Raw genomic sequence first — 13,355 nt, forward strand, 5'->3', positions numbered from 1 at the left:
AGAAATGCTATTTAGGTGAGATGTTTTTGTGCTTTATACGAAGAACGAACTAAAGCACCGCTTTCCATGTGACGGAAACCCATTTCCAGCCCTACGGTCTCATATTTTTTAAACTGTTCTGGAGTAATAAATTCTTTAACCGGCAGGTGTTTTTTTGAAGGCTGTAAGTACTGGCCAATGGTCAAGATATCCAAGCCAATATTTTTCAAATCTTCCATTGTTTGAAAAACCTCTTCTTCCCTTTCGCCCAAACCGAGCATAATGCCGCTTTTGGTGCGAGGCATTCCGGATTGCTTTAAATAATTTAAAACCTCAAGACTGCGCTCGTATTTTGCCTGGATACGGACTTCGCGAGTCAATCTTTTTACGGTTTCCATATTGTGGCTTATCACTTCAGGTTTTACAGCAATAATACGGTCTATGTTTCTGGTGTTTCCTTGAAAATCTGGAATCAAGGTTTCCAAAGTAGTTTCAGGATTCATTCTGCGGATAGCCTTAACGGTTTCGGCCCAAATAATGGAACCCATATCCTTCAAATCGTCACGATCTACAGAAGTGACCACTGCGTGTTTTATATTCATCAATTTTATGGAACGTGCTACTTTTTCGGGTTCGTCCCAATCTATTGTTTCGGGCCGTCCAGTTTTTACGCCGCAAAAACCGCAGGAACGGGTACAAATGTTCCCCAAAATCATAAAGGTTGCGGTTCCTTCTCCCCAACATTCGCCCATATTCGGGCAGCTGCCAGAGGTGCAGATGGTATGAAGTTTATATTTTTCCACTACACCGCGTAGTTCGGTATATTTTTTTCCGGTGGGAAGCTTAACACGCAACCATTTCGGTTTTGGTGCGGGCTTTTGAATTTCCAAATTTTCTGTGCTCATAAGGGGGACAAAAGTACGAAAATGAAATACGAAAATTGAATAAAGAAAAGAGAAGAAAGAAAAAAGACAAAATTGGAAATGGAAATTACAATATATTATTTCTGAAAAATCGGCTTCTTTCCCGCCGCGCTGGGAGATTTATATTGGGAGCTTTTACCCTTTCTGCGTAATAATTTCAGCAAGTAGTTTTCGCGCACGAAGGAGTCGTACTTTTATATTATTCAGTGGCTCTTCCAAGGTTTCGGAAATTTCATTATAGCTCATCTCCTGAAAATAGCGAAGATTTATTACATCTTGGTAGTGTGGTTTTAGTTGTTTGATGTACCTTAAAAGTTCTGCAAGATTTTGTTCTCGAATCAATTTGTCCTCGGGAGTGGGCGAGTGGTCAGCAATTTTTTGTATCTGTTCGTTAGAGGTATCGGTAGTATTTGAATAAATGGAAGCATTTTTTTTCCGCGTTTTGTCTATTTGGATGTTTTTTGAAATAGCGATAAGCCAAGTGGAAAAAGTGTAGTTTTCGTCGAAAGTTTCAATTTTATCAAATGCTTTAGCAAAGGTTTCAATGGTTATATCTTCAGCTTCGTGCTCGTTACGAACTCTTTTCAGCTGAAAACCATAAACCCCATTCCAATAATAATCCAACAGAAACTTGAAAGCGTCTTGCTTTCCTTTTTTTGCTTTCTCTATTTGGTGTGCTATTTCTTCCGAAGTTATTTCCATCGCGAGTTTTTTTCGCTACTGTTAGAAATAAAGATACTTAATTGAGTGAAGATTAAAAACAATTCATAAAAAGGAATGAAAGGAACTAAATCTTCTTCCCTTAGTTTTTTTGCCGCGTTGCCAATAATTATATACTGAAAAACAATTCGTATAAATATAATACCCAGTCCTAATGCCCAAAAACCCGTGAATAAACTTATAGGTGCCAATAGCCAAAACAATAAATTAAAGAGGTAATAAACCCCCAAAAGAAAACGATGCTTTGGTTTGTAAAGTTTTGCGGTAGAATAATGTCTTTTTTTCTGAATATGCCATTTTTTCTTATTTTTCTTCGCATATGAATACGTAAAAGCTTCTGGTTCTATACAGATTGCAACGTTTTTAGAAGTTGCGGTTTCATTCACAAAAAGGTCGTCGTCACCTGAAGGTATCTTAATGTGGCTTATAAAGCCATTGTTTTCATAGTAAAGATTACTGGTATAGGCTAAATTGCGGCCTACACCCATATAGGGGTTCCCAGCTTTTGCGTACGATAAATATTGAACCGCAGTCATTAAGGTTTCAAAACGTATCATTTTGTTCAAAAATCCTGGACTTTTTTCATAAGCACCATAGCCCAAAACCAATTGTTTTTCGTCTGAAAATTTATCGGCCATTATAGCCAACCACTCCGTTGATGCGGGATAACAATCTGCATCGGTGAATATAAGTCGGGTGTTTTTTGCGCGTTTAATGCCAAGAGTTAAAGCGTATTTTTTGTTGGCCCAAAAGGCTTCGTTGTTTTTCACATTAACAATTTGGATGCGTGAGTCATTTTCCGCAAAACTTTCCATTACTTCCAAAGTTTCGTCAACCGAGGCGTCGTTTATAAGTATAATTTCAAAATTTGAATAATCTTGCTGTTGCCAAAACGGAATATTTTTTTTAAGATTTTCAGCTTCGTTTTTGGCACAGACAATAAGAGAGACGGAATATTTCTCCGAAGTAATTCTTTCTGAAGTTTTTAAAAAAGCAAGTTTCGAAAAAAAGAGGTAATAAACACAGTTAATCAACGCGACCGCGCCAAAAACGTAAAGTAACACCATAAAGATTTATGATTTTAGATAGTTGATTTGTGTTTGAATGTGGTATTTATTTGGAATTAGAAGTTTCCAATTTGTGGCTTTCCTCTGCACAGTTTTCAAACTGATCTGGAGTTTTTCCGCAGTAACCGCAAGCTTGACCTTCTTTGTTCAAAAAAGGGCTTTGACTGGCGCAGGTTCCGGCAAATTTACCGTCCTTTTTGGCCCATAATTTAATTGCGATACCGGCAACTGCAAGTAATAATAATACTAATGTTATAAGTAAAAGTTTCATGACTTTATTTTAAAGTGCAAAAATACAATCTTTCTTGTTGTTTTGCTCGGAATTTAAGTATTTTTAGCCTCCATTTTAAATATTTTAACGATGCCGAAATCATTCGCTTTTTTATTCATTTCTATGTTCGCCTTATTGATTTTTTCATGCAAAAATGAAACACAAGACTCCAAAAAAATGGAAACTGAAAGCGCAGTTTTGGATACGGTCCAGAAACCACCGATGAAGCGAGCTCCTAAAAAAGACTTGACGCCAGAAGATATTGCTTTGATAAAAAGTGTAATGTCCCGCATAATGACCGAACCACAGTTAAAACAATATGCAAGTTATTTGGTAACCGCTGGCATGGGAACGATGCTTTCAGAAGATAAAGGACCTTATACTGTTTTTGCTCCTTCAACAATTGCACTTGAATCTTTTACAGGGGAGAAAAAGAAATTTTATGCTACGCCAGACAATAAACCGAAGTTGGAAGAAATGTTGAAATCATACATAGTTCAGGGGAAAATGGATAAAGAAATTTTGCTGCAAACCATCAATAAAAGTGGAAAGGTGAAGTTGAAAACGCTTGCTGGGGTTACTTTAACAGCTACAAAATCTGGTGAAGATATCGTTATTTCTGACGGAAAAGGAGCAAATGCGAAAGTATTGAAAGGTAGTATTGAAAGTTCAAACGGAGTGGTTTACGTTTTGGATGGTTTGCTGAATGCTAACTAAAAAACGTTCACTTCCGGTTCAATAAAAATTCCGGTCATTCCCTTTACCTTTTTTTGGATATCCATGGCGAGTTGCCAGATTTCCTTACCTGTGGCGTTTCCATAATTCACCAAAACCAGAGCTTGATTTTTGTGAACACCTGCGTCGCCGAAACGCTGCCCTTTATATCCTGATTTTTCAATTAGCCAACCTGCGGGAATTTTAAATTCCGTTGGTGATACTTCATAAAAAGGAGCTTCAGGAAACTTTCTTCTAAATTCCTGAAATGTTTCTGAATCAATCATAGGGTTTTTAAAGAAACTGCCACTATTACCCAAAACCTTTGGGTCTGGAAGTTTTGATTGGCGAATGGCGATTACCGCTTCGGAAATATCTTTGATGGTGGGTTTTTCAATATTTTTTTCGGCCAAGTTCTTCTGAATATCGCCGTAGGAAATACTGGTTTTGTGATGTTTTTTAGTAAGTCGAAAAGTTACGCTGGTAATGATGTATTTTCCTTTTGCTTCATTTTTGAAGATGGAGTTTCGGTAGTTAAAAGCACATTCGGCTTTGGTAAATTCCCGTTCCTTTAAAGTTTTAATTTCAATTGTATTACAACTTTCAAAAGTATCTTTCAATTCCACGCCATAGGCGCCAATATTCTGGATGGGGGCAGTGCCAATGTTTCCTGGAATTAATGAGAGATTTTCTAAACCACCAAAATCTTTTGAAATACAATATTGAACAAACGAATGCCAGTTTTCTCCGGCCATTGCTTTTACAAAAACTTCCGTTTCAGTTTCTTTTAGGATTTCAGTTCCCTTTAAGTTTATGTGAAGCACAAACGAATTCAAATCACCAGTCAATAGCATATTACTTCCTCCACCGAGGATGAAAAGCTCTTCGGCAGGTTTTTCGGAAAGTACTTGTTTTAGTTCGTTAATACTTTCAACCGAAACAAAATAGCGAGCCTTGCAATCTATGCCAAAAGTATTGTAATTTTTAAGCGATTTGTTTTCTTCAACACGCATTAATCCTTATATTTCTGAAGGGCAATTTTCAAGATTTCCACTGCCCGAACCAGGCTTTCTTTTTTCAAAACGTAAGCAATCCGAATTTGGTTCAAGCCTACGCCAGGGCTGGAATAGAAACCTGCGGCGGGAGCCACCATAATGGTTTCGCCTTTGTCGTCAAATTCTTCCAAAAGCCACTGCGCAAAAGCGTCACTGTTTTTTATGGGAAGTTGCACTATGCAATAAAACGCACCTTTTGGTTCGCCCACTTGCACTCCGGGAATAGCTTTTAAAGCATTAACCAATGTGTTTCTTCTGTCTTGATATTCAACAATTACTTCGTCAAAATAGCTTTGTGGAGTTTGCAAAGCCGCTTCACTCGCGATCTGTGCAAATGTTGGAGGGCTTAGTCTTGCCTGTGCAAATTTGAGTGCAGTAGCTATAACCTGTTTGTTTTTTGAAACCAAATAGCCAATACGCGCACCGCACATGCTATATCTTTTTGAAACTGAATCGATAATGATTCCGTTTTCTGCTAAGCTTTCCTCTTCAAGAATGGAGTAGTGGTTGTAACCATCATAGGTAAACTCACGATACACTTCGTCTGCAACCAAAAACAAGTCGTGTTTTTTTACAATTTTAGCCAAGGTTTGTATTTCTTCCTTAGAATAGAGATATCCGGTTGGATTTCCTGGGTTGCAAATTAGGATTGCCTTTGTTCTTGGTGTAATTAGTTTTTCAAACTCCGAAATGGGAGGTAACGCAAAATTGTTTTCAATCTTTGAAATAACTGGAACAATCTTTACGTCTGAAGCTGTTGCAAAACCGTTGTAATTCGCATAAAATGGTTCAGGGATTATAATTTCATCACCTGCATCTGCAATACTTCCCATAGCAAACAGAAGTGCTTCACTACCACCAGTTGTAACAATGATATTATTTGCTTCAACAGGAATGTTGTTGTTTTTATAATAATTTGCAATTTTTTCGCGGTATTCTTGCGAGCCTTCGGAACGGGTATAGGCAAGAATTTCCAAATTGTGGTTTGCCACGGCTTCCATCGCAATTTCGGGCGATTTAATATCAGGCTGACCAATGTTTAGGTGATATACGGTTTTATTTGCTTTGTAGGCTTTTTCTGCGTATGGTACCAGTTTGCGGATGGGTGATTCCGGCATGTTTTTCCCTTTATTTGAAACTGAAGGCATAGTGTATTTATTTGTCGCAAAGTTGCAAAATATATTTTATAATTCCATTGTGACCATAGCAACATTCGCCTTTTTTTTATACCTTCAACTGTTTTCAAAAAAATTCTTAAAAATTTGCGCAAATCATGGTTTTTTCTTGTGATAGTTTGCTTTTGTGCCTCAATTTCGGCACAAACGGGCTTTTTTTTGCAAAATAATAAAAAGAAGAGTCGAATCCCTTTTCGATTGGTGAACAATCTACCTATTGTTGAAGTGGAAATCAACGGCTCCACACTATCCTTTATTCTTGATACGGGGGTGAGATCTAGCATCCTTTTTAGTTTGGAAGCATCTGATAGTGTTCAGTTTCGGAACACATCTCCCTTATTTTTGCAAGGTTTGGGAGCTGGGGGAACAATAGAAGCTCTCAAAAGTTTAAACAATAAAGTTAAAGTTGGCGATGCAATGGACTGGAACCACTCCATCTACATTATTTTTGATAGTTCTCTTAATTTTTCTCCAAGAATGGGCATTCCGATCCACGGTATTTTGGGGAATGAATTTTTTCAGAATTTCATTGTTAAGATTAATTATTCTTCCCAATTCATAACCATTTATGACCCTAAAAAGTATTCTTTAAAATCTTGCAAAAAATGTGAGGATCTACCTTTAAATTTTGTGGGAAGCAAACCGTATATTTCTTTAAAAGTTGCTTCACAGGAAAAGGAGGAAGAAGTTAAGTTACTCGTTGATTCTGGCTCAAGTGATGTGATTTGGCTTTTTGATGATTACGATTTCATTAAAGAAACCCCTAAAAATTATTTTAAAGATTTTTTGGGGCTTGGACTTAGTGGAAATATATTTGGCAAGCGTGCCCGAATTCCAGACCTTATTTTGGGCAATTACCATCTAAAAGAAGTGAATACTTCCTTCCCCGAAGAAATTGCAATAATGAAAGCTCGCTATTACGAAGACAGGGACGGTAGTTTGGGTGGTGGTTTTTTGAGTAGGTTTACTGTTACTTTTGATTATGGGAACAAACTGGTTCGATTTAAGAAAAACAGTAAATTTAACGACCCTTTCAATTATAATATGAGCGGGATAACGCTTGAGCATGATGGAATGGAACTGGTGAAAGAAAAACAGCAATCTCCTGTTTTTTCAGACAGAGCAAACCAATTTGATAATTTCACAAGAAACAGCGTATCGATAACAACCGAAATCCATTTCTCATTGGTTCCAAAATATGTTGTGGCCGAAGTACGCGAAGGTTCTCCGGCTGCTTTGGCTGGAATTGAGAAAGGAGATGAAGTAATAAGCATAAATGGAAAGCCTAGTTATCAATATGAACTCTACCAATTGATCGAAATGTTCTCAACCGATGAAGGCAAACGGATATATATAGAGTTTAAAAGAGGCTTATACACAAACAGGGTAAAATTCTACCTTAAAAGTGTATTCTAAAAAAAAATTCGGCTGGAGAAAATTGCTCCAGCCGAATTTTTTTTAAGAGTAAAGTTTTTAGCTTTTTTCCAAAACACTACTGGAGTCGCTCATCACTTCACCTTTTATTTTTAAGGCCACCATAGGTTCGCTTGCATTTGAATAAACGGTAATAGTTTTTCTGATTGGACCAACACGGTTGGTGTCATACTTAACCTGAATGGTGCTGCTAGCGCCAGGAGCAATGGGGCCATCGGGTTTTTTTGGGACAGTACATCCACAGCTGGATTTTACATCACTAATAATAAGGGGAGCATCTCCTGTATTAGTGAATTCAAATACGCGAACGCCATCACTACCTTTTGCAATGGTGCCGTAGTCCACGGTGTCGTCCTTGAAACTAATTTTTGCTTGTTGCGCCTGTGCGGCAAAACCGATAAAGGCAACAAGAGCCATAAGAGCTAATTTTTTCATGATTTTGTTTTTTTAATGATTGCTAAAGTAAATAACTTTTGAACAACGAGCAAAATAACTTATTCACTTTTATTATCCTTGAGATATAATTACTTTTGCATCTCATTGTACAAATACCAGACCAAAGTATGGCTTTAGAAGCAAAATATAATGCAAAACAGATTGAAAACAAGTGGTATAGCTATTGGATGGAAAATAAATATTTTCATTCAGAAGTTGACGAGAGAACGCCATACACCATCGTCATTCCACCTCCAAACGTAACTGGTGTCCTGCACATGGGCCATATGCTCAACAATACCTTGCAAGATGTTTTGATTCGTCGTGCACGTTTACAGGGGTTTAACGCTTGCTGGGTACCGGGTACCGATCACGCCTCTATTGCTACGGAAGCTAAAGTGGTTGCAAAACTAAAAGCCGATGGAATTGATAAAGCAACCCTTTCCCGCGAAGAGTTTTTAGAACATGCTTGGGACTGGACCCATAAACACGGTGGAATAATTCTGGAACAGCTTAAAAAACTTGGTGCCTCTTGCGATTGGAAACGAACCAAGTTCACTATGGACGAAGAAATGTCTGCTTCTGTGATAAAGGTATTTGTAGATTTATACCGAAAAGGAAACATCTATCGAGGTTATCGAATGGTTAATTGGGATCCCCAAGCAAAGACTACACTTTCTGACGAAGAGGTTATTTACGAAGAAAAACAGGGAAATCTCTATTACCTGAACTATAAAATTGAAGGTAGCGATGATATATTGACCATCGCCACAACTCGTCCTGAAACCATTTTAGGCGATACTGCAATATGTATAAACCCAAATGACGAGCGTTTTGCTCACCTTCGAGGAAAAAAAGCCATTGTTCCCGTTAGCAATCGCGTGATTCCTATCATTGAAGACGAATATGTAGATATCGAGTTTGGTACAGGTTGCTTAAAAGTAACCCCTGCACACGATGAAAACGACAAGATGCTGGGCGACAAACACAATCTTGAAATCATAGATATTCTGAATGACAATGGAACCTTGAACAGTTTCGGCCTTCATTACGAAGGTAAAGACCGTTTCGTGGTTCGTAAGGAAATAGTAAAGGAACTTGAAGAAATGGGCGTGGTTTCAAAAATTGAGACCCATATGCACAAAGTTGGTACGAGCGAGCGTACTGGTGCAGTAATAGAGCCAAAACTCAGCGACCAATGGTTCCTTAAAATGAAAGAACTTGCACAGCCTGCTTTAGATGCCGTGCTTGAAAAAGAGGTGCATCTTTTCCCAGAAAAATTCATAAATACATACCGCCACTGGATGGAAAACGTGCGAGATTGGAACATCTCTCGCCAACTTTGGTGGGGACAACAAATCCCAGCGTATTTCTACGGTGATGGTAAAGAAGATTTCGTAGTTGCCGAAACCATTGAAGAAGCGCTTAAACTAGCAAAAGAGAAAACCAATAACTCACAACTCACCGCAAGCGAATTAAAACAAGATCCAGATGCGCTAGACACTTGGTTCTCCTCGTGGTTATGGCCAATAAGCGTTTTCAACGGAATCTTGGAGCCGGATAACAAAGAAGTTAATTATTACTACCCGACTAACGACCTCGTTACCGCCCCCGAAATATTGTTTTTCTGGGTAGCAAGAATGATTATTGCTGGATACGAATACCGAAACGAAAAACCGTTCACAAACGTTTACTTAACAGGAATCGTGCGTGATAAGCAACGTAGAAAAATGAGTAAATCCCTAGGTAACTCTCCTGATCCTATAGATTTAATGAACGTTTACGGTGCCGATGGTGTGCGTGTAGGGATGCTTTTAAGCTCTCCAGCGGGTAACGATTTAATGTTCGACGAAGACCTCTGCAAACAGGGGAGCGGCTTCGTAAACAAAATCTGGAACGCTTACCGTTTAATTGACGGTTGGGAAGTTTCCTTGGAAAAAGAACAATCCCAAAGCGACATTACCGCCCTGCACTGGTATAGAAACAAATTTCAAAAAACACTGGCAGAAATTGAAGATCATTACAGCAAATACCGAATCAGTGATGCTTTAATGTCAACTTATAAATTGGTTTGGGACGATTTCTGTTCTTGGCTTTTAGAAATGGTAAAACCACCTTTCGGCGAAAAGATTTCAGAAAAAACCTATTTGGAAGTAATATCTGTATTAGAAGATAATTTAAAAGTATTACACCCTTTCGTTCCCTTTATTTCTGAGGAAATTTGGCAACACATCACACAACGTGATATTTCCGAAGCTTTAATAATTGCTGAATGGCCAAAAATGGAATCTTATAATGAACAAATCATAAAAGACTTCGAATTCGCTTCTGAGGTAATCTCCGGAATCCGTAACATCCGCAAAGAAAAAAACATTTCCTTTAAGGACACCATCAAGCTGTCAGTTCTTAATAACGACAATGCTTCAAAAGAATTTGATGCGGTAATATCAAAACTCGGCAATGTTTCAGAGTTGAATTACATTTCAGAAAAACTGGATGGCGCCCTAACATTTCGCGTAAAGAGCAACGAATATTTCATCCCAATTACCGGTGCCTTAAACGTAGAAGAAGAAATTGCAAAGCTTTCCGAAGAACTAAAATACACCGAAGGTTTCCTAAGAAGTGTTCAAGGGAAATTAAAAAACGAGCGTTTCGTAAGTGGCGCCCCCAAACAGGTTGTGGCTTTGGAAAAACAGAAAGAAGCGGATGCTTTGGCGAAGATTGAAACTTTGAAGGCTAGTCTTCAAGGATTAAAATAATATTTTTTACTGAATAAAAGACCTATCAGATTTTAAAATCTGATAGGTCTTTTAAATTAAAAGCAGTTAAAAACTCTTAATTTATTCTAAAACAAGGTTAATTTCTAATTTTTGAAATGTTTTGCCCGTAACTTGTTCACAAAGAAAACAATTATGGACCAAGCAAAATATAATGAAATGGAAGCAATGCTTCACAAACTGGAAGATATAAAAAACAGTCAAAAAAGTATTATTGACAAAATAAACCACGTAATAACAGATCTTTTCCAGCACCCAGATAAGGACTTAGAGAAAGCAATGGAAGCCGCCCACGAGCGCGCATCAGAAAATGTTGATAAAATTAGTGAAGCAATAGAGGATTACGAAATAGAATTCAACAAGGCACAGCAGGCCTAATTACTTTCGGTATAAAAAGTACTGATTCACGGCCTCAATATAGAGTTGTTTGGCCTCATCACAGGTAAGTCCGCGGGTTTGGAAAAGCGCATTGGTTTTAAAAGCAGAAATATGGGGCTTGCCGCCGGTCGGTGTATGGTCAGCATTAGTAGCTCGTTTATAATAAGCATATAATCGCAACAGAACATCTGCAGGAAAAGGCTCCGTATGCTCATTGATGCTCTTCACGGCATTCTTAAAGGCTATATCAAGCTCTTCCGAAGTCATTATTTTTCAGCGATTATTGAAATTCCTCCTTTAACTTTTTGGTTGAGTGCAACTTTTATTTTTGCATCAAGCGGAAGAAAAATATCTACACGTGATCCAAATTTTATAAAACCGCTATCTGATGTTTGCTCCACTTCTTGGTTTACTTCGGCATAATTTACAATCCGTCTTGCCATTGCTCCAGCAATTTGCCTGAACAAAACATCTCCGAAAGCATCATTTTTCACAACAACCGTTGTGCGTTCATTCTCTTCAGAAGACTTTGGATGCCATGCTACCAAATATTTTCCTGGATGATATTTGCTATAAACCACTTTTCCACTAACAGGATAGCGAGTTATATGCACATTTATTGGGCTCATAAAAACAGAAACCTGCAATCTCTTATCGTTGAAATATTCGTTTTCAAAGACTTCTTCAATAACCACAACTTTTCCATCAACCGATGATAAAACATAATCTGGATGTACCAAAAAATTTCGTTTCGGGTTTCTAAAAAACTGTAAGACCAACAGCAAAATTATTATCAAAGAAATAATTACTCCACCGCGAATGGTTTGATCTCCCACAAACACATTTGCCAAAAGGCTAAGCCCGATAACAATTACCAGCGCTATAAAAATAATTTTGAAACCTTCTTTATGAAACATTGTCTACAATTAATAAAAATGCATATATAAATGGGCTGGCATAAATAATACTGTCCAACCGGTCATACAACCCGCCGTGGCCCGGCATAATGATTCCACTGTCTTTAACACCAGCCTGTCTTTTAAATTTAGATTGTATTAAATCTCCAATCGTTCCAAAAACAGCAACAATAATAGCCATCACTATCCAAACCCACAATGGATACTTTTCAGCATCCATCGGCCGGTAGTTTTCCAACACTTTAAAGATAACGAATCCTGCCAAAAGAGCACCCAACATGCCACCAACAAAACCTTCAACAGTCTTTTTGGGTGAAATGCGTTCTAAAAGTTTTCGTTTTCCTAAATTTTTTCCGATGAGGTAGGCAAACGTATCATTGCTCCAAACTAGTATGAAAACCGCCACGATTATTTCCGGCATAAATCTACCGTCAATATTCATAATTGGTATTAGGGTAAGAAAAACGAAACCGCTTATAATATAGAAGACTACGGTAACGTATTTTTTCTTTTCAAACATTGGGATTTTGCTTGTCCACAATACGTCTTTCAATAAAAAAAGATTGACAAAACCACTTAAAATCAAAAGAAGATAAACAGCATTATCTTCAAAAACGTTATAGCTTAAAAAATAAAATGCAGCTGCAAGCAGAAAATAGGCAAGATAGCTGGTAAGGTGAACCAGTTTTAAATATTCGCTTAAAGTGATAACTGCAAGTACAAAGAAGAGCCCCATAAACCATTCGCGCGAAGTGAACATTGCAAAAATGATGATCGAAATGTATAATACGCCCGATAGGGTCCGTACGAGAATTTCCTTCATATTATAAGTCTTCCAGTAGCAACAAATATAGGTTTTTTGTGCTACTTCCATAACTCATAAAATCCTTTTCTTTTTCGGTTTCAAAGTCTTGAATAGTAGTAATGTTACTGGGAATGTAACCAGAACTTTGGTTTTTTATAGTCCGTAAGCCTTCGCTGATGGTATCAACAATCTGGCTAGTTGTCGCAAAAATGATAAAGTTATAGGGAAGTTCATTCAGTTTCTTTTCCTTTATTTGGTTTGAGGAGAGCAAAATGGAACCATTGTTTGAAACCAATGATTCACAAGTTGAAAGAAAGAATTTTGAATCCGAGCTTTTTGTAAAGTTGAGGTTGAAACCATCAAATTTTTTGGAAAGCATTTCGTTTACGCAAAACACTTCCTGCTCATACCAATCGTTTTCGAGCATTATATTGTCAAATGCTTCGGTTGCCTCTTCCCAATTTTCACAATAAATAAATTTACCGCCGTTATTTTTAAAATTATAGGTAAATTTTTCGTCAATGGGAAGTTTTTGCTCAGGGTAATAGGTGCTATGATCGGCTTTCTCGGCGCGCTTGGCCTTTTCTTCCGATTTATAATTAGGGTTTAAAAGCCTTTTAAATAGACTCATTAATAATGAATTGAGGAGTTCGTAAATACGTTATACTTCAAATATATAAAACTATATTGAAGTTGTGTTGCCAA

Annotated in this window: 15 protein-coding genes; 4 read left to right on the forward strand and 11 right to left on the reverse strand. The window is 37.6% G+C overall.

The features are described 5' to 3' along the window. Nucleotides 1-11: 11 nt before the first annotated feature. The 4 genes from lipA to ESU54_RS08675 all read right to left on the reverse strand — a co-directional run bounded on the left by lipA (nt 12) and on the right by ESU54_RS08675 (nt 2,960). Nucleotides 12-884, reverse strand: a complete 873-nt coding sequence (gene lipA / locus ESU54_RS08660) for a lipoyl synthase (protein WP_111844560.1) — start codon at nt 882-884, stop codon at nt 12-14. Nucleotides 885-1,037: 153 nt separating this feature from the next. Further along, a complete protein-coding gene (locus ESU54_RS08665; protein WP_111844561.1) occupies nt 1,038-1,604 on the reverse strand; it encodes an RNA polymerase sigma factor in 567 nt (188 codons plus the stop codon). Next, nucleotides 1,595-2,689, reverse strand: a complete 1,095-nt coding sequence (locus ESU54_RS08670; protein ID WP_111844562.1) for a glycosyltransferase — start codon at nt 2,687-2,689, stop codon at nt 1,595-1,597. Before ESU54_RS08670 ends, ESU54_RS08665 begins: the two co-directional genes overlap by 10 nt. Before the next feature lie 46 nt (nt 2,690-2,735). Beyond that, the gene (locus ESU54_RS08675) at nt 2,736-2,960 is read right to left on the reverse strand and encodes a membrane or secreted protein (protein ID WP_111844563.1); all 225 of its coding nucleotides are present in this window, start codon (nt 2,958-2,960) and stop codon (nt 2,736-2,738) included. Between the two features lie 177 nt (nt 2,961-3,137). Here ESU54_RS08675 and ESU54_RS08680 point away from each other — a divergent pair, with 177 nt between their 5' ends. Continuing rightward, a complete protein-coding gene (locus ESU54_RS08680) occupies nt 3,138-3,677 on the forward strand; it encodes a fasciclin domain-containing protein (protein WP_160113279.1) in 540 nt (179 codons plus the stop codon). Here the strand turns inward: ESU54_RS08680 and murB are convergent. Next, nucleotides 3,674-4,687 (reverse strand): UDP-N-acetylmuramate dehydrogenase, encoded by a 1,014-nt coding sequence (murB, locus tag ESU54_RS08685; protein ID WP_111844565.1) that lies wholly within the window; start codon nt 4,685-4,687, stop codon nt 3,674-3,676. The genes ESU54_RS08680 and murB overlap by 4 nt on opposite strands. Beyond that, nucleotides 4,687-5,877: a pyridoxal phosphate-dependent aminotransferase gene (locus tag ESU54_RS08690; RefSeq protein ID WP_111844566.1), complete on the reverse strand. Its 1,191-nt coding sequence runs from the start codon at nt 5,875-5,877 to the stop codon at nt 4,687-4,689. Before ESU54_RS08690 ends, murB begins: the two co-directional genes overlap by 1 nt. Before the next feature lie 186 nt (nt 5,878-6,063). Between ESU54_RS08690 and ESU54_RS08695 the strand changes: the two genes are divergently transcribed. After that, complete coding sequence (locus ESU54_RS08695; RefSeq protein WP_146743992.1) at nt 6,064-7,320, forward strand: aspartyl protease family protein; 1,257 nt, start codon at nt 6,064-6,066, stop codon at nt 7,318-7,320. 57 nt (nt 7,321-7,377) lie between these two features. Here ESU54_RS08695 and ESU54_RS08700 read toward each other — a convergent pair whose 3' ends face one another. Continuing rightward, the gene (locus ESU54_RS08700; protein ID WP_111844568.1) at nt 7,378-7,773 is read right to left on the reverse strand and encodes a DUF1573 domain-containing protein; all 396 of its coding nucleotides are present in this window, start codon (nt 7,771-7,773) and stop codon (nt 7,378-7,380) included. A 128-nt stretch (nt 7,774-7,901) separates the two neighbouring features. Between ESU54_RS08700 and ESU54_RS08705 the strand changes: the two genes are divergently transcribed. After that, nucleotides 7,902-10,532: a valine--tRNA ligase gene (locus tag ESU54_RS08705; protein ID WP_111844569.1), complete on the forward strand. Its 2,631-nt coding sequence runs from the start codon at nt 7,902-7,904 to the stop codon at nt 10,530-10,532. Between the two features lie 153 nt (nt 10,533-10,685). Then, entirely contained in the window at nt 10,686-10,928 is a 243-nt protein-coding gene (locus tag ESU54_RS08710) for a hypothetical protein (protein WP_111844570.1), read from the forward strand. Here ESU54_RS08710 and ESU54_RS08715 read toward each other — a convergent pair whose 3' ends face one another. Genes ESU54_RS08715 through ESU54_RS08730 form a run of 4 tightly spaced genes read right to left on the reverse strand, consistent with a single transcriptional unit; the run spans nt 10,929 to nt 13,281 of the window. Next, nucleotides 10,929-11,195: an acyl-CoA-binding protein gene (locus ESU54_RS08715; protein ID WP_111844571.1), complete on the reverse strand. Its 267-nt coding sequence runs from the start codon at nt 11,193-11,195 to the stop codon at nt 10,929-10,931. Beyond that, nucleotides 11,195-11,845 (reverse strand): phosphatidylserine decarboxylase family protein, encoded by a 651-nt coding sequence (locus ESU54_RS08720; RefSeq protein WP_111844572.1) that lies wholly within the window; start codon nt 11,843-11,845, stop codon nt 11,195-11,197. Before ESU54_RS08720 ends, ESU54_RS08715 begins: the two co-directional genes overlap by 1 nt. Beyond that, nucleotides 11,835-12,668, reverse strand: a complete 834-nt coding sequence (locus ESU54_RS08725; protein WP_235004580.1) for a phosphatidate cytidylyltransferase — start codon at nt 12,666-12,668, stop codon at nt 11,835-11,837. Before ESU54_RS08725 ends, ESU54_RS08720 begins: the two co-directional genes overlap by 11 nt. Before the next feature lies 1 nt (nt 12,669). Beyond that, entirely contained in the window at nt 12,670-13,281 is a 612-nt protein-coding gene (locus tag ESU54_RS08730) for an LUD domain-containing protein (protein ID WP_111844574.1), read from the reverse strand. Nucleotides 13,282-13,355: the final 74 nt, after the last annotated feature.

Origin of the sequence: Aequorivita antarctica (genome assembly GCF_007997155.1) — a bacterium.
Lineage (GTDB): Bacteria > Bacteroidota > Bacteroidia > Flavobacteriales > Flavobacteriaceae > Aequorivita > Aequorivita antarctica.